The following is a 16864-nucleotide window of genomic DNA, read 5'->3' as shown; positions in this document are numbered from 1 at the left end:
TTTTCCTGCTTATTTTCTGGTTGCCAGTCCGCCAAAGTGAACGTCTCCGGCGGAAACTACTTCTGTGGTTCCGTCCGCGCGCTGCATAATCAGGCGCCCCATGTCGTCAATCGTCTCAAATATACCGCCAATGACACCAGACGGCGTCTGCACACTGATCGGCCCGTTCAATCCCGTCGCCCGTTCGAGCCACAAATCCCGAAGCGCCCCCATGCCGCGCCCTTCATCCCAGATCGCAGCCGCGGCAATCCACTCATCCGCCAACGCCGCGAACAACTCGGAAGCGCTGACATTTGCCCCAAGCGAAACAAGAGATGCTCCGGGATAAGGAAGCCCTTCGGGAGCAGCAACCACGTTGACACCTATTCCCACAACCACGGCGCGACGCCGCTCGTCAAGTGGCTCGCTTTCCAGCAGGATGCCGGACAGTTTCGCCCCGTCAGCCAGAATATCATTCGGCCACTTGAGACTGATCCTGTGACGAAGGTATGGCGAAACACGTACGATAGCGCGCTCAAGGGCAACGCCGGCAACAAATCCGAGGGTAGCGGCCGTCGACGTCGACACGTCCGTCACAATCAACAGACTGGCGGCCAGATTGCCTTTTGGTGCGATCCACGCGCGATTTCGGCGGCCACGACCACCGAGTTGATTATCTGTAACAATCCACAAAGATCCGCAATCACCCGCCCTGGCGCGATCAAGTGCCTCGGTATTAGTCGAGCCATTGAACGTGTCGAAAGCCGCCAGTCGGAAACCGGCGGCCTCGGCATTATGTGAAAGGTGGAAGGGGATGGATGCCATCAGAACAGAGACTTGGCGGCAACGACAGCAGACCCCACCAACGGCGCAGGCAGAACCCAGAATAGCAGTACCACCACACTCGAAACACCCAGCACGAACTTGAGTCCGGAAGTCATCGGCTCATAAGGCGTCTTGGCTTCATCGAAGTAGATAATCTTCACGATACGCAGATAGTAGAACGCACCGACGACACTCAGCAGCACACCAATGATGGCGAGCGTATAAAGTCCTGCTTCGATGGCGGCGCTGAATACATAGAGCTTGGCGAAAAACCCTGCCCACGGCGGGATGCCGGCAAGCGAGAAGAACAGCATGGCGAAGAAGAAGGCCAGAGCCGGCTGCGAGCGAGACAGGCCTGCCAAATCTTCAATACGATCGACATAAACATTGCCGTTTCTCAAAGCGAGAATTCCGGCAAAAGCACCCAGCGTCGTGGCGAGGTAAATCGCCATATAGATGAGAACCGCCTGCACACCTTGTTCCGTGCCCGCGGCCAGGCCGACGAGCGCGTAGCCCATGTGACCGATAGACGAATAGGCCATCAGTCGCTTGATGGACCGTTGACCGATGGCAGCGAACGAACCAATCGCCATGGACGCGACCGAGACGAACAGGATGATCTGCTGCCACTGCTCGAAGATGCCCGGAAAGACACCAACCAGCACGCGCACAGTCAGCGCCATCGCAGCCATTTTGGGCGCCGCCGCGAGGAATGCCGTGACTGGTGTCGGCGCACCTTCGTAAACGTCTGGCGTCCACATGTGGAAAGGCACAGCCGAAATCTTGAACGCGAGACCAGCAATAATGAACACAAGTCCGAAAATGAACAGAACACCCTGCTCACCCTGCACCGCAGCAGCAATCGCGGCAAAGTTCACACTGCCCGTCAGGCCATAGACGAGCGAGGAGCCATAGAGAAGCATGCCGGAAGAAAGAGCACCTAGGACGAAGTACTTCAGCCCTGCTTCCGTGGAGCGGGTGTTATCACGATCAAACGCGGCGATCACATAAATCGCGAGGCTCTGCAGCTCCAGACCAACATACAGCGTCAGCAGGCTGTTAGCCGAGATCATCATCAGCATGCCCAGCGTCGACAACAGCACGAGCACGGGAAACTCGAACTTATCGAGGCCTTCGCGGATGAAGAAGTCTCGCGACAGGACGATGGCAACGGCCGAGCCGATCAGCGCCAGAATTTTCCAGAAACGAGCAAAGCCATCGACGATGAACGAGTCGTTGAAAGCCACAACCGTCTCTGATCCCTGTGCCGCAACCGCAATCGCGGAGAGCACAATCAGCACCAGCGCCAGGACGTTCACCAGCCCGGACGAGCGCTCGCCGCGCAGCGCGCCAACGAGCACCAGAACAAGCGCACCAACGGCCAGCAAAAGCTCCGGCAGAACGACGCCAAGCGCCGGAAGGTTAACGGATGTCATCGCGGCGGCCTCACTGCGCAATCACGGCGGCGGTCTTGACGACCGCAAGCGCTGCTTCGGTGGATTTCAGCAGATGCTCCGTAGCTGGAGCAAACACATTCAGGATGCCGTCGGGTTGCACACCATACCACACGATGAGCAGGATCAGCGGCACAACGGCGATAATCTCACGGCGATCGAGATCGAGAATTGACTTAAGACTATCCTTCTCCAGCGGCCCGAAGATGACGCGACGATAAAGCCACAATGCGTAGGGAGCGGAGAGGATAAGGCCGGTTGCGGCAAAGAATGCAACCCAAGGATTGGCCTTGAATGCACCGGCGAGCGTCAGGAACTCCCCGATGAAGCCTGACGTTCCGGGCAACCCGACGTTCGCCATCGTGAACACCATGAACGCGACAGCATAGAACGGCATGCGATGCACCAAGCCGCCATACGCTGCAATCTCACGTGTATGCATGCGGTCGTAGATGATGCCGACGCCAAAGAACAGCGCACCGGACACAAGGCCGTGCGAAATCATCTGGAACATCGCACCCTGAATGCCCTGTTCATTAAGCGCGAACAGCCCCATGGTCACGAAGCCCATATGCGCCACTGATGAATAGGCAATCAGCTTTTTGATATCAGCTTGCGCGAGCGCGACGAGCGACGTGTAGATGATCGCGACGATCGAAAGCGCAAAAACCAGCGGCTGGAAGTACAGGGACGCATCCGGGAACATCGGGATAGAGAACCGGATAAAACCGTAGCCACCCATCTTCAGCATGACACCGGCCAGAATGACGGAACCGGCTGTTGGCGCCTCGACGTGCGCATCTGGCAACCACGTATGCACTGGCCACATCGGCATCTTCACCGCGAATGAGGCGAAGAAGGCCAGCCATAGCCAAGTCTGAACAGACGGATCGAACCTGAATGCCAACAGTGTCGGAATATCGGTCGTGCCAGCCTGCCAGTACATGACGAGGATCGCCAGGAACATCAGCAGCGAGCCGAGCAGCGTGTAGAGAAAGAACTTGAAGCTGGCATAAATACGCCGCGCCCCACCCCATATGCCGATGATGAGGAACATCGGGATGAGACCGGCTTCGAAGAAGACGTAAAACAGAACCAGATCCAGCGCCACGAACACGCCGAGCAGCGTCGTTTCCAAGACAAGGAAAGCGACGTAGTAAGCCCGCACGCGCGAACTGATCGACTTCCACGATGCCAGAATGCAGAAGGGCATCAAGAAGGTCGTCAGCAATACCAGCGGAAACGAAAAACCGTCGACGCCAAGTTTGAAGGCAATGTTTTCCGCCAGCCAGGGATGCGTTTCCACAAGCTGGAAGGCCGGGTCAGCGACGTCAAACCGCCCCCATGCCACCAGCGACACGATGAAAACGACAATGGTTGTCGCCAATGCGATGGACCGGGCGTTGGACTGCACGGCGGCATCGTCGCCGCGCAGCGTCAGGATCACCACCGCGCCGACCAACGGCAGCAGCAACAGACCCGAAAGGATGCCAAAGCCGAACATTAGACAGCACCCCCGAAAATATACCAGGTCACAAAGGCTGCGACACCGATCAGCATCGCGAATGCATAGTGGTAGACATAACCAGTCTGGAGTTTGACGACCCTGCCCGTGACGTCGAGTACGCGGGCGGAAATACCGTCAGGTCCGTGTCCGTCAATCAGCCATCCATCGCCCTGCTTCCAGAAGAAGCGGCCAAGCTCCTTTGCTGGCCTGACGAAGAGGAAGTTGTACAGCTCATCAATGTACCACTTGTTGAGCAGGAAGCGGTAAACACCGGGGAACGCAGCCGCGAGTTGGCGGGGTTTTGACGTATCGAGCACGTAGAACCACAGCGCCAGCAGGAAGCCAATCACCATCGTTACCACCGGCGCGAGCTTCACCCAAAGCGGCACTTCGTGCATGTCGTGCAGAATGTGGTTATCCGGGTTGGTGAAGATGGCGCCCTTCCAGAAGGCATCATAACCACTGCCGATAAAGGCGTTGTAGAATACCGCACCAGCGAACAAGGCGCCGATCGACAGGACGACAAGCGGCAGCAACATGACCAATGGGCTTTCATGCGGCTTATGGTCGTGCCCGTCATCGTGTGCATGATCATGCCCATGAGCATGGTCGTCGTGATGCTCCCAACGCGGTTTACCCTCGAACGTCATGAAGTATAGACGCCATGAGTAGAACGACGTCATCAACGCGGCCACAATCGTCGACGTAAAGGCGAAGCCAGCGACAGAAGAATGCGACGCAAAAGCGGATTCAATAATCGCATCTTTCGAATAGAAGCCCGACGTGAAGGGGAAGCCGGTCAATGCCAGCGTGCCGATTGTCATGGCCAGCGCGGTGAACGGAATGTATTTCCGCAGACCACCCATCTTCCGCATATCCTGCTCATGATGCATCGCATGGATCACAGAGCCGGCACCAAGGAACAGCAGTGCCTTGAAGAAGGCGTGGGTGAACAGGTGGAACACGCCAGCGCTATAAGCGCCGACACCGAGCGCAACGAACATGTAACCGAGCTGCGAGCAGGTTGAATAAGCGATCACACGCTTGATGTCGTTCTGCACCAGTCCAATCGTAGCGGCAAAGAAAGCCGTGACCGCGCCAATCACAATAATGACCGTCGATGCGGAAGGCGCGTATTCAAACACCGGCGACATACGGGTGACCATGAAGACACCCGCCGTCACCATGGTGGCCGCGTGGATGAGGGCAGAAACCGGCGTCGGCCCCTCCATGGCATCAGGGAGCCAGGTGTGCAGAATGAACTGCGCTGACTTGCCCATGGCGCCAATGAACAGCAACAGCGAGATCAGCGTCAGTGTATGCCACTCGAAACCGATGAAATTGAACGTCGCATCCTGGAATTCAGCCGTCCGCGAGAAGATATCGCCAAAGCTCACGGAGCCGAACACGATAAAGGTCAGCAGCAAACCGAGCATGAAGCCGAAGTCACCGACGCGGTTAACGATGAACGCTTTCATCGCTGCCGCACAGGCGGATGGCTTTTCATACCAGAAACCGATGAGCAAGTAGCTGGCGAGACCCACGCCCTCCCAACCGAAGAACATCTGCACCAGGTTATCTGCCGTAACCAGCGTCAACATCGCGAAGGTAAACAGCGAGAGATAGGCAAAGAACCGCGGCCTGTCGGGATCTTCGTGCATGTAGCCGATGGAGTAGAGATGCACCAGCGCCGACACACTGTTGACGACGACGAGCATCACCACCGTCAAGGTATCAATACGCAATGCCCAGTCGACAATGAGGGTGCCAGAGGTAATCCAGCGGGCTATCGGAACGTAAAAAGTCTCCGTTCCGAAACCGACAGTGACGAACGCCACCCACGACAGGGCTGCTGTAACAAACAGCAACGACGTCGTAATAATTTCGCTGGCACGCGCGCCGATGAAGCGGCCGAAAAGGCCCGCGACGAGGAAGCCGACCAGCGGCAGAAAGACGATTGCCTGATACATTCGGCCTGCCCTCAGCCCTTCATCAAGTTGATGTCCTCAACCGCGATGGAGCCACGGTTGCGGAAGAAGACCAGCATGATCGCCAGTCCGATAGCCGCCTCTGCCGCTGCGACAGCGAGCACCAGCAACGCGAAGACCTGCCCCACGATGGTATTGGTGAAAACAGAGAAAGCGACCAGATTGATGTTGACCGACAGCAGGATCAACTCCACCGACATCAGAATGACGATGACATTCTTCCGGTTGAGAAAGATGCCTAACACGCCCAGCGTGAACAGCGTCGCCGCAACCGTTAGGTAATGAACGAGCCCGATGATCATAACTCCAGCCCTCTCAGACGCCCTGCCGCGACGGCACGCTTTTCAATTCCACGCTCGTTTCATGCGAACGCTCGACCTGCTTGCCGATATCCTGACGCTTGACACCCGGCTTATGCCGCAGTGTCAGCACGATCGCACCGATCATGGCCACAAGCAGAACAAAACCGGCTGCCTGAAAAACGAACAGGTAGTCAGTGTAAAGTACGAGTCCGATTGCCTCGGTATTGGTGACGCCGACCGCTGGCGCATCCGCCGCAGCGGCGGCAGCAGCCGTCTGAAGGATTGCCGGGTCGACGAATAGCGTCCCAATCACCAGCAAAAGCTCGATCAGGAAGACGATCCCCACCAGCACCCCGACGGGTAGAAACTGGAGAAAACCAGAACGCAACTCGGCAAAGTCGACGTCGATCATCATAACGACGAAGAGGAAGAGCACCGCGACCGCGCCGACATAGACGACGACAAGCATCATCGCCAGGAACTCGGCACCGATCAGGATGAAAAGCCCTGCCGCGTTGAAGAAGGTGAGAATGAGGAACAGCACCGATGTCACGGGGTTGCGCCCGGCGATCACCATGAACGCCGACGCGATGCAGACACCTGCAAAAAGATAAAAGAAGGCCGCCGCAACCATGCCCGGTTCCCGTCCTGTCCTTGGATGCCACGCCGTGTCCGACAAGACGCCTGCATCCGGTTGTTCTCAAACGCTAAACCCGGTTAACCGGGTTTATATTCATCGGTAGGGCGCATCGGCCGCTATATTGCGAGCAATCTCGCGTTCCCAGCGCGCACCATTCGCAAGAAGCCTTTCCTTGTCGTAGAAAAGCTCTTCACGGGTTTCCACCGCAAATTCGAAATTCGGCCCTTCGACGATTGCATCCACAGGGCAAGCTTCCTGACAGAAGCCGCAGTAAATGCACTTCACCATGTCGATATCGTAACGAGTGGTACGACGCGTTCCATCGTTTCGGCGCGGACCTGCCTCAATCGTAATAGCCTGAGCGGGGCAAATTGCCTCGCAAAGCTTACATGCAATGCAGCGCTCTTCGCCGTTCGGATAACGGCGCAGAGCATGCTCACCGCGAAAACGCGGACTCAACTGCCCCTTTTCATAGGGGTAGTTCAATGTCGGCTTCGGCTTGAAGAAATACCGCATCGACAGCAGAAGCGCCGATACAAATTCCTTCAGCAAAAGCGATTTCGCAGCTTGATCGAGCCTCATCGCCCGCCTCCATTGCGCCGCGCATCCACGCGACCCTTCAACCGCCGATAGCAAGACCGATTAAAAAGCCTGCCACCGGAAACACGATCACAGTTCCGACAAAGACCATCCGCCGCAGGCCGACGATCCATTTTTCCAACTCACCGCGCGTCATCGCAACGGGCTCATCTTCATCGCGCTCAGCCGCGTCGAGCCAACTTTCGATGACACGGTTAGCGAGTCCATGTCCCAACAACCCTACCGAGAGGCCCAGAAGCCCTCCGACAATGGCAGCGACCGGCAACCCAAACAAAGCCTCAGCCTGCCTGGGCCCAGCCGGTCAACTGCAGAACGAATGCAACGACCAGCACCATCACGAGCGAAATGGGCAGAAAAACCTTCCAGCCAAGCCGCATAAGCTGATCGTAGCGATAACGCGGTACGAATGCCTTGGTCATCGCGAACATGAAGAACACAAGGCAGACTTTGATGACGAACCACACCACACCCGGAACCCAGGTAAAGGGTGGCAGATCAATCGGCGCACTCCAGCCCCCGAGAAACAGGATGGTTGTCATGGCGCACATCAGGATGATCGACACATACTCGCCGAGCATGAACAGCAGATATGGCGTAGACCCGTATTCAAGCATGAAGCCAGCGACAAGCTCGGACTCAGCCTCAGCGAGGTCGAAGGGCGGACGGTTCGTTTCCGCAAGTGCCGAAATAAAGAAGATAATCAGCATCGGAAACAGCGGCAGCCAATACCAGTTCAGGAAAGCCAACCACGGCACACCAAGCCATGTTGCAAGCCCCTGATCCTGCTGCGAGCGAACAATTTCCGTCAGATTGAGCGATCCGGCACACATCAACACCGTGACGATGACAAAACCGATCGAAACCTCGTAACTCACCATCTGTGCTGCGGAGCGCAGCGCACTAAGGAAGGGATACTTCGAGTTCGACGCCCAACCACCGATAATGATGCCGTACACACCGAGAGACGAGATTGCCAAAACATAAAGTACGCCAACATTGATATTGGCGATGGCCCAGCCCTCGGCAACTGGAATCACCGCCCATGCAGACAGCGCCAGAACGCAGGTAATCAGTGGTGCCAGCAGGAACAGGAACTTGTTTGAGCTGTCCGGAATTGTCGGTTCTTTAAAAACGAACTTCAGCAAGTCCGCGAACGACTGAAACAGACCATAAGGCCCAACGACGTTCGGACCGCGCCGGAGCTGCACGGCCGCCCAGATCTTGCGGTCGGCCAACAGGATGTAGGCGATGAACACCAGCAGCGCCACAAGCAGCAGCAGGCTTTTGCCGAGGATAAGCGCAAAGGCGAGAAAAGTTTCCATGTGCGCCCCCTACTCCGCTGCCTGGCGGCTGACGCCAAGAGCCAACGCCGAGCATTCAGCCATGATCGCCGATGCCCGAGCAATGGGATTGGTCAGGTAGAAATCGACGACAGGTGTTTCGAACCCTGTCTTATCCGTCGCACCGCCCAGGGCAGCCAACCTTTCGATGGCCGTATGGTCCGCAGGCTCGACAGTATCGATACGGGCCAGATGTGGGTGAGATACGAACAGAGACTGCCGAAGCTGCGCTATGTTATCAAATGGCAGCTTATGCCCCACCAGCTCCGATAGCGCGCGAATGATTGCCCAGTCTTCACGTGCTTCACCCGGCGGGAATACCGCGCGGTTTGCGATCTGCACGCGCCCTTCCGTATTGACGTAGAGCCCAGACTTCTCCGTGTAGGCAGCGCCCGGCAGGATGACATCGGCGCGATGGGCGCCTTGATCGCCGTGCGTGCCTATGTAAACCACGAAGGGTCCATCCGCGACCTTGATCTCATCAGCACCCAGCAGGAACAGTGTGTCGACGCCGCCGGCAGCCTGCTCTGCGGCATTGAGACCGCCCTCGCCCGGCACGAGACCCAGATCGAGCGAACCAACACGCGATGCCGCCGTGTGCAGCACGGAGAAGCCGTTCCAGTCGTCTTTCACCGCGCCAACAGCCACAGCAGCCCTTGCCGCAAGCGACAGTACGGCAAGGCCGTCCCGCCGGCTTAATGCGCCTTGACCGATGATGACAAGCGGCCGCTCCGCCTGCTTCAGAACATCGGCAAAAGAATGCGTGCCGTCGGCAATTGCCGCAAGCGTATCGGAACCGGCTCCCAGATATTCGTGTGTGTAGGTGAGATCGGCCGGCTCACCGATAAGGCCGACCTTGAGGTTGCCCAACCGCCAGCGCTCGCGAATGCGGGCGTTGAGCACAGCGGCCTCGCGGCGCGGGTTTGTGCCAACCAGCAGAATCGCATCCGCCTCATGGATACCAGCAATGGTGGTATTGAACAGGTAAGTGGCCCGCCCGAGAATGGGATCGAGCGCAGTTCCGTCCTGCCGACCATCGATATTGATGGAGCCAAGCCGCGACAGCAGTGATTTGAGAGCAAAGCTCTCCTCCGCCGCTGCCAGATCGCCGACAATTGCGCCAAGCCTGTTAGGAGCAGTCGACCTAACGCGAGCAGCCACAACGCCCAAAGCCTCTTGCCATGAGGCGGGACGCAGGCGACCGTTCTCACGCACATAAGGACGATCAAGGCGCTGCGTTTTGAGGCCGTCCCAGATGAAGCGGCTCTTGTCGGAGATCCACTCCTCATTCACCGCTTCATTGATACGCGGCAGCACGCGCATGACCTCACGCCCGCGCGCGTCGACGCGGATCGCCGAACCAAGCGCGTCCATGACGTCAACCGTCTCTGTCTTGAGCAACTCCCAAGGCCGTGCCTTGAACATGTATGGCTTGGACGTCAACGCACCAACGGGGCAGAGGTCTATGACGTTGCCCTGCAACTCGGAGCGCATGGCCTTTTCGAGATACGTCGTTATCTCCATATCCTCGCCGCGGCCAATGGCGCCAAGATCTGGCACACCAGCGACTTCGGTGACGAAGCGGACGCAGCGCGTGCAATGAATGCAGCGGTTCATCGACGTGCGAACGAGCGGACCGATATATTTGTTCTCTACGGCGCGCTTGTTTTCGGCAAAGCGGCTGGAGTCGACCCCGTATGCCATCGCCTGGTCTTGCAGATCGCATTCACCACCCTGGTCGCAAATGGGGCAATCAAGCGGATGGTTGATGAGCAGGAACTCCATCACGCCTTCGCGAGCCTTCTTCACCATCGGTGAGCGGGTGGAAATCACCGGGGGCTCACCGTTAGGGCCGGGCCGCAGATCGCGGACATTCATGGCGCAGGACGCAGTCGGCTTGGGCGGACCGCCCTTAACCTCAACAAGGCACATGCGGCAGTTGCCGGCAATCGACAGCCGTTCATGGAAGCAGAAGCGCGGAACCTCCACGCCGGCAGCCTCGCAAGCCTGCAACAGCGTGTACTCGCCCGGGACTTCGACTTCGACATCGTCAACGATGATCTTTGCCATCGACCCTACCCTTATTCCGCCGCCACGAGCACAGGATCGCTATGCGGGTTCGCCGCATAATCGTCGATGCGCTTCTCGATCTCGTGGCGGAAATGCCGGATCAAACCTTGTATCGGCCATGCAGCTGCATCGCCCAATGCGCAGATCGTGTGCCCCTCGACACGAGTCGTGACATCCAGCAGCAGATCGATCTCGCGCTTCTGCGCCCTGCCCTCGGCCATGCGCGAGATAACGCGCCACATCCAGCCCGTACCTTCACGGCAAGGCGTGCACTGGCCGCAGCTCTCGTGCTTGTAGAAGTATGAGATGCGCGCGATGGCCCTGACGACGTCCGTCGACTTGTCCATGACCATGACCGCAGCCGTACCTAGACCTGATCGCAGCCCGCGCAGCGTATCGAAGTCCATCGGCGCATCGATGATCTGATCGGCCGGAACCATCGGCACCGAAACACCGCCGGGGATGACCGCCAACAGATTATCCCAGCCGCCCCTGATGCCACCGCAATGGGTTTCGATCAATTCGCGGAAGGTCAACCCCATGGCCTCTTCGACATTGCAGGGCTTGTTGACGTGGCCAGAAACGCAGAACAACTTCGTCCCGACATTGTTGGGACGGCCGATACCGGAGAACCATGCCGCGCCGCGCCGCAGGATCGTGCCGGCAACAGCAATCGATTCCACGTTGTTGACCGTCGTGGGGCAACCGTAGAGGCCCATATTGGCCGGGAATGGCGGCTTGAGACGCGGCATGCCCTTCTTGCCTTCGAGGCTTTCGAGCAGTGCCGTTTCCTCACCGCAGATATAAGCCCCTGCCCCGTGATGAACATAAATATCGAAGGGGTAGCCGTGAACGTTATCCTTGCCGACGAGCTTGGCTTCATAAGCTTCGTCAACCGCCTTTTGAAGCGCAATGCGCTCGGCGATGTATTCACCGCGCAGGTATACATAGGCTGCGTGCGCACCCATGGCGAACGATGCCAGCATGCAACCTTCAATCAGCAGATGCGGATCGTGACGAAGGATTTCACGGTCTTTGCAGGTACCCGGCTCAGATTCGTCGGCGTTCACCACCAGATAATGCGGGCGGCCATCCGACTGCTTCGGCATGAAGGACCATTTGAGGCCGGTAGAGAAGCCCGCCCCACCACGCCCACGAAGGCCCGAAGCCTTCATCTCGTTGATGATCCAGTCGCGGCCCCTTTCAAGCAGGAACTTCGTGCCGTCCCAGTTGCCGCGCTTGAGCGCTTCCTTCAAGCCCGGGCTGTGGAAGCCGTAGAGATTGGTGAAGATGCGATCCCTGTCGTTCAACATTGCGATCACCCCTTCGTCTTGTCTTCTGAGGCACGCGCTTCCGCACCGGGAGCGGTGGCAGGCGACGCGGCCTTTTTCTCTTCCGGCTTTGCGGCGTCCTTGCCGTTTGCAACACGATCCGCAGGCGTTTCGGCCTTCTGCTCGCCGCCACGGGTCGTTTCCGGACGGGCAGGTGTCGGATCAGCAGCAGCTTTTTCAGCAGCAGCCTTGGCTTCTGCCTCTGCCTTGACGCGCGCGTCTTCTTCCTCGAAACGCTTGCGCCATGCGCCGACGACCGAGCCATCGTAAAGTGCGGGATCGAGCAGCGTATTGACCGCATCCTGCGGTTCCGACGACACACGACCGTCTTGCGGACCCGGCTTGACTGCTCGGCCTGATGCAAGGTCATCAAGCAGCTTGTTGAAGTTATCCGGTGTCAGGTCTTCGTAGTAATCGTCGTTTATCTGCACCATAGGCGCGTTGCAGCATGCGCCAAGGCACTCGACCTCAAGCCATGAGAACAACCCGTCATCCGTCACATGGCCCTGATGGCCAACCCGTTGTTCGAGAACATCCTGAATGGCCTGCGCGCCACGCAGCCTGCATGGCGTCGTGCCGCAAAACTGGATGAAATAACGACCGACCGGCTGAAGGTTGAACATGGTGTAGAAGGTCGCGACCTCCAGCACCCGGATGTACGGCATGCCGAGGAGATTGGCGACAGCACGGATCGCAGGCTCGGACACCCAGCCGTCACCCTGCTCCTGCGCTTTCCAGAGCAAGGAAATCACTGCCGAGGCCTGACGGCCCTCGGGATATTTGGCGATGATGCGCTCAGCCCAGGCGGCATTCTCCGGCGTGAAGACGAAGTCTTCCGGCTGAATTTCCTTTGGCGCTAGCCTGCGAACGGCCATTCCGTCACCCGTTTCCCGACCACCTGATAATCAGCGGTCGACCTCTCCGAACACGATATCGATCGAACCCAGGATCGCCGACACGTCGGCGAGCATGTGCCCGCGGCACAGGAAATCCATCGCCTGCAAATGGGCAAAGCCCGGGGCGCGGATCTTGCAGCGGTAAGGTTTGTTGGTGCCGTCCGACACGAGGAAGACGCCGAACTCACCCTTGGGCGCTTCGACAGCCGCATAAACCTCGCCGGCCGGCACGTGAAAACCTTCAGTAAACAGCTTGAAATGATGGATCAAAGCTTCCATCGACCGCTTCATCTCGCCGCGTTTTGGCGCAACGATCTTGTGATCTGTCGCGGAAATAGGCCCCTGCCCTGCCGGCTCACGAAGCTTGGCAACGCATTGACGAATGATGCGCACAGACTGACGCATCTCCTCCAGGCGGATCACCTGCCGATCATAACAATCGCCGTTTTTGCCGACTGGAATGTCAAATTCCATCTCTTCGTAGCATTCGTAGGGCTGCGCACGGCGCAGATCCCACGCCGCACCCGAACCGCGCACCATCGTACCGGAGAAGCCCCACGCCCAGCACTCTTCCAGCGACACGACGCCGATATCGACGTTACGCTGCTTGAAGATGCGGTTCGTCAGCACGAGATCCGAAAGATCGTCGCATACTTTCAGGAACGGATCGCAGAATGCTTCAATGTCGTCGATGAGATCGAGGGGCAGGTCCTGATGCACACCACCGGGACGGAAATAATTGGCGTGAAGACGCGCACCGCAGGCCCGCTCATAAAAGATCATGAGCTTCTCGCGTTCCTCGAACCCCCACAACGGCGGCGTGAGCGCGCCCACGTCCATAGCCTGTGTGGTGAAGTTCAGCAGATGCGCCAGAATGCGTCCGATTTCCGAGAACAGCACACGAATAAGCTGTCCACGGCGCGGCACTTCGACACCGAGCAGCTTCTCAACCGCCAGGACGAATGCATGCTCCTGATTCATCGGCGCAACATAATCGAGCCGATCAAAGTACGGGGTTGCCTGCAAATACGTCTTGTACTCGATCAGCTTCTCAGTACCACGATGCAGCAGGCCGATATGCGGATCGACACGCTCGACGATTTCGCCGTCAAGCTCAAGCACAAGGCGCAACACGCCGTGAGCGGCAGGGTGCTGCGGGCCGAAGTTGATGTTGAAGGTGCGAACGTCCGCCTCAGCCATGGTCATGGTCCTTCCCGTGCTGGGCGCTGCCTTCATTGGCATCCCCGGCGCCGGCGCCGGTGAAGAAGGCGATGGTTTCAGCCTCGGTCATCTTCTTCGTGTCATTTGCCAGCGCGTAAAATGCCGGCTTGCGATCATAGAAAATTTCACTTGTCAGCCGCAGACCATCGTAGTTCTCGAATGCCGAGGCGGAGACAGAGCTGTGCCCGCCCTCCTTGGCACGCCAGAACAATGACGAGCCGCAATTGCGGCAAAAGCCGCGCTCGCCCCACTCGGACGACTCGTAAATGCCAAGCGCATCGCCCTTGACCACGACAAGCTCGCTGCAGGTGCGCAGTATGGAAATACCGCCAGCCCAGCGCTGACACATCGAGCAATGGCAAACACCGGCTTCGTCGTTCTCAGGAACGGCACTCAGCTCGACAGCGCCGCACAGACATTGAGCCTTGATGGCTGCATGCGTCATGACGGTTTGCCTCCAGCCTTCTCATCGCCGGGAAGAATGTAGTCAGGCCCTTCCCAGGGCGACAGAAAATCGAAGCTGCGGAACTCCTGCACCAGTTTGACGGGCTCGTAGACGACACGCTTCCTTGCGTCGTCGTAACGCACCTCGACATAACCCGTGAGCGGGAAATCCTTGCGAAGCGGATGGCCGTCAAAGCCGTAATCCGTCAGCAGCCGCCGCAGGTCAGGATGGTTCGAGAATAGCACGCCATACAGATCGTAGGTCTCGCGCTCGAACCAGTTCGCAGCCGGGAACACCGTGATCGCGCTGGGCACAGGCGTAAACTCGTCCGTTTCCACCTTCACGCGGATGCGGCGGTTATGGCGCGGTGACAGCAGCTGGTAGACGACATCGAAACGCCGCTCGCGCTCCGGATAATCCACCCCGCTGATGTCGGTGAAATTGATGTAGAGGCAAGAGGGATCATCGCGCAGGAAGGTGAGCACGTCGAGGATGACCTCTGACCTCGCGAGGAGCGTCAGCTCGCCGAAGGCGATTCTCGTTGCCACGATCTTGTCGCCAAGAGCGTCCGCAATAGCAGCTCCGTGCAACTCAAGCTCAGATGCGACCGGCGCGGTTTCGGCGGTGATGTCGGCGGCGTCCGTACTCATATCCCCATCCCCTCAGCGCTCGATCGTGCCGATGCGGCGGATTTTCTTCTGCAGCAGCAACACACCGTAGAGCAGGGCCTCGGCGGTCGGCGGGCAACCGGGCACGTAAATATCCACCGGAACGACGCGGTCGCAGCCGCGAACCACCGAGTAGGAATAGTGATAGTAGCCACCGCCATTGGCGCACGATCCCATTGAGATCACATAGCGCGGCTCGGGCATCTGGTCGTAGACCTTGCGCAAAGCCGGGGCCATTTTGTTCGTCAGCGTACCGGCGACGATCATCACGTCCGACTGACGCGGGCTGCCACGCGGAGCAAATCCAAAGCGCTCGACGTCGTAGCGCGGCATCGACAGCTGCATCATTTCAACGGCGCAACAGGCAAGGCCGAACGTCATCCACATCAGCGAGCCGGTGCGCGCCCAGTTGATCAGTTCGTCCGTCGCCGTAACGATAAAACCTTTATCCGCCAGCTCATCGTTGATCTCGCCGAAGAACGGATCATTAGCGCCAATCGGCTTGCCGGTGTTCGGATCGATGATGCCGCGCGGAGCGGGAGCCACGAGCGTCCCGGGGGCGGCCTTGCCAGACGGGGGCTGTCCGATCAATCCCATTCCAGGGCTCCCTTCTTCCATTCATACACGAAACCGACCGTCAGCACGCCGAGGAAGGCAATCATCGACCAGAAGCCAAGCCAGCCCAGTTCGCCGAAAGTAATCGCCCACGGGAACAGGAACGCGACTTCGAGATCGAAGATGATGAAAAGGATTGCGACAAGATAGAAGCGCACGTTGAACTTCATGCGCGCATCGTCGAACGCGTTGAAGCCGCACTCGTAAGCCGACAGCTTTTCGGGGTCAGGGTTCTTGTAGGCGACCAGAAACGGCGCAACCAGCAGCGCGAGGCCGATCACCAATGACAGACCCAGGAAGATGACAAGCGGCAGATAATCCAGCAACAAATCTTGCATCCGACCCTCCGACGGCTCCCGCGCCCTTTTTACCAGAACCCTCTGGCATGGACTTTTTAGCCAGACGGCCCGGCGCCCGCCAAGCGGACCGGGCTTTTCGCGAATTGAGACGGAAACTATCGCAATATCTGCTGCTTGTTCCGCCTTAGAGAAATTCGCATGTGGGCGAAGGCTTATCTCAGCCTCCGTCAGGACGCAAGTGCCGCATGCCGACTTAAAGGCGCATTTTGCTTCACATGCGACTTTAGACTAATCTAACTGAAGGGTCGAACGAACCGGGAAAACCGTCGCTCAACGGCCCACAGCCCTTGCCCTGCTTGGGGCGCGGCTTTTCCCGATGTGAAAACGGAAGGAGGCTCCGATGACAAACGATGCTTGCGGTCAAGTATGCCTGCAATATTGGTCAGCCATTCGAGAAGCCCGCCCTGAGAACGCCATCGAATTTCAAACGTTGGATGACGCGATTGCATTCGCGATGACACAAAGCCCCGGAAACCGCGAGATTGCCTGGATTCGAGACGCTGAGGGCAACATTCTTTTGCCGCCTCGAATCGCTATGTTATGGGAGATACGCCGCAGGGCGGCCTGATATGACGGCACGGGAAATGTGCGAAAAGTCACCCGTCGTCAACGCACGTTGTTCCA

Annotated in this window: 17 protein-coding genes and 1 pseudogene; 1 reads left to right on the top strand and 17 read right to left on the bottom strand. The window is 58.2% G+C overall.

The window, feature by feature from the left end; genetic code table 11:
- Positions 1 to 9: 9 nt before the first annotated feature.
- The 17 genes and pseudogenes from FHS81_RS02675 to FHS81_RS02595 form a co-directional block, all read right to left on the bottom strand.
- Positions 10 to 795, bottom strand: coding sequence for a biotin--[acetyl-CoA-carboxylase] ligase (locus FHS81_RS02675; RefSeq protein ID WP_428982427.1), 786 nt, complete (start codon positions 793 to 795; stop codon positions 10 to 12).
- Between the two features lie 8 nt (positions 796 to 803).
- The gene (nuoN, locus tag FHS81_RS02670) at positions 804 to 2240 is read right to left on the bottom strand and encodes an NADH-quinone oxidoreductase subunit NuoN (RefSeq protein ID WP_183750463.1); all 1437 of its coding nucleotides are present in this window, start codon (positions 2238 to 2240) and stop codon (positions 804 to 806) included.
- A gap of 10 nt (positions 2241 to 2250) precedes the next feature.
- Entirely contained in the window at positions 2251 to 3762 is a 1512-nt protein-coding gene (locus FHS81_RS02665) for an NADH-quinone oxidoreductase subunit M (RefSeq protein WP_183750462.1), read from the bottom strand.
- Positions 3762 to 5735 carry an NADH-quinone oxidoreductase subunit L gene (gene nuoL, locus FHS81_RS02660; RefSeq protein WP_183750461.1) on the bottom strand — a complete coding sequence of 658 codons (1974 nt, stop codon included), beginning with the start codon at positions 5733 to 5735 and terminating at the stop codon, positions 3762 to 3764. The genes FHS81_RS02665 and nuoL overlap by 1 nt, the downstream gene beginning before the upstream one ends.
- A gap of 11 nt (positions 5736 to 5746) precedes the next feature.
- Entirely contained in the window at positions 5747 to 6055 is a 309-nt protein-coding gene (gene nuoK, locus FHS81_RS02655) for an NADH-quinone oxidoreductase subunit NuoK (RefSeq protein ID WP_183750460.1), read from the bottom strand.
- A 13-nt stretch (positions 6056 to 6068) separates the two neighbouring features.
- Positions 6069 to 6689 carry an NADH-quinone oxidoreductase subunit J gene (locus FHS81_RS02650; protein WP_183750459.1) on the bottom strand — a complete coding sequence of 207 codons (621 nt, stop codon included), beginning with the start codon at positions 6687 to 6689 and terminating at the stop codon, positions 6069 to 6071.
- Positions 6690 to 6788: 99 nt separating this feature from the next.
- A complete protein-coding gene (gene nuoI / locus FHS81_RS02645; protein WP_183750458.1) occupies positions 6789 to 7277 on the bottom strand; it encodes an NADH-quinone oxidoreductase subunit NuoI in 489 nt (162 codons plus the stop codon).
- A 37-nt stretch (positions 7278 to 7314) separates the two neighbouring features.
- A complete protein-coding gene (locus FHS81_RS02640; RefSeq protein WP_183750457.1) occupies positions 7315 to 7569 on the bottom strand; it encodes a hypothetical protein in 255 nt (84 codons plus the stop codon).
- 4 nt (positions 7570 to 7573) lie between these two features.
- Positions 7574 to 8617, bottom strand: a complete 1044-nt coding sequence (gene nuoH / locus FHS81_RS02635; protein ID WP_183750456.1) for an NADH-quinone oxidoreductase subunit NuoH — start codon at positions 8615 to 8617, stop codon at positions 7574 to 7576.
- 9 nt (positions 8618 to 8626) lie between these two features.
- The gene (gene nuoG, locus FHS81_RS02630) at positions 8627 to 10705 is read right to left on the bottom strand and encodes an NADH-quinone oxidoreductase subunit NuoG (RefSeq protein ID WP_183750455.1); all 2079 of its coding nucleotides are present in this window, start codon (positions 10703 to 10705) and stop codon (positions 8627 to 8629) included.
- 11 nt (positions 10706 to 10716) lie between these two features.
- Entirely contained in the window at positions 10717 to 12018 is a 1302-nt protein-coding gene (gene nuoF / locus FHS81_RS02625) for an NADH-quinone oxidoreductase subunit NuoF (RefSeq protein ID WP_183750454.1), read from the bottom strand.
- Between the two features lie 17 nt (positions 12019 to 12035).
- Positions 12036 to 12911 (bottom strand): annotated as a pseudogene (nuoE, locus tag FHS81_RS02620) (NADH-quinone oxidoreductase subunit NuoE); the annotation flags it as partial.
- Between the two features lie 30 nt (positions 12912 to 12941).
- Positions 12942 to 14132, bottom strand: a complete 1191-nt coding sequence (locus FHS81_RS02615; RefSeq protein WP_183750767.1) for an NADH-quinone oxidoreductase subunit D — start codon at positions 14130 to 14132, stop codon at positions 12942 to 12944.
- Positions 14125 to 14598 carry a GFA family protein gene (locus FHS81_RS02610; protein ID WP_183750452.1) on the bottom strand — a complete coding sequence of 158 codons (474 nt, stop codon included), beginning with the start codon at positions 14596 to 14598 and terminating at the stop codon, positions 14125 to 14127. The genes FHS81_RS02615 and FHS81_RS02610 overlap by 8 nt, the downstream gene beginning before the upstream one ends.
- Complete coding sequence (locus FHS81_RS02605) at positions 14595 to 15248, bottom strand: NADH-quinone oxidoreductase subunit C (RefSeq protein WP_183750451.1); 654 nt, start codon at positions 15246 to 15248, stop codon at positions 14595 to 14597. The genes FHS81_RS02610 and FHS81_RS02605 overlap by 4 nt, the downstream gene beginning before the upstream one ends.
- A gap of 12 nt (positions 15249 to 15260) precedes the next feature.
- On the bottom strand, positions 15261 to 15863 hold the full coding sequence (locus FHS81_RS02600; RefSeq protein ID WP_183750450.1) for a NuoB/complex I 20 kDa subunit family protein: 603 nt from the start codon (positions 15861 to 15863) through the stop codon (positions 15261 to 15263).
- Entirely contained in the window at positions 15854 to 16219 is a 366-nt protein-coding gene (locus tag FHS81_RS02595; protein ID WP_183750449.1) for an NADH-quinone oxidoreductase subunit A, read from the bottom strand. Before FHS81_RS02595 ends, FHS81_RS02600 begins: the two co-directional genes overlap by 10 nt.
- Positions 16220 to 16580: 361 nt before the next feature.
- On the opposite strand from FHS81_RS02595, the gene FHS81_RS02590 reads away from it, so the two are divergent.
- The gene (locus FHS81_RS02590; RefSeq protein WP_183750448.1) at positions 16581 to 16808 is read left to right on the top strand and encodes a hypothetical protein; all 228 of its coding nucleotides are present in this window, start codon (positions 16581 to 16583) and stop codon (positions 16806 to 16808) included.
- Positions 16809 to 16864 lie beyond the last annotated feature (56 nt).

The organism is Pseudochelatococcus contaminans, from assembly GCF_014195635.1.
Lineage (GTDB): Bacteria > Pseudomonadota > Alphaproteobacteria > Rhizobiales > Beijerinckiaceae > Pseudochelatococcus > Pseudochelatococcus contaminans.
Note: the sequence above shows the minus strand (reverse complement) of the source record. Positions and strands in the feature narration are given on the sequence as shown.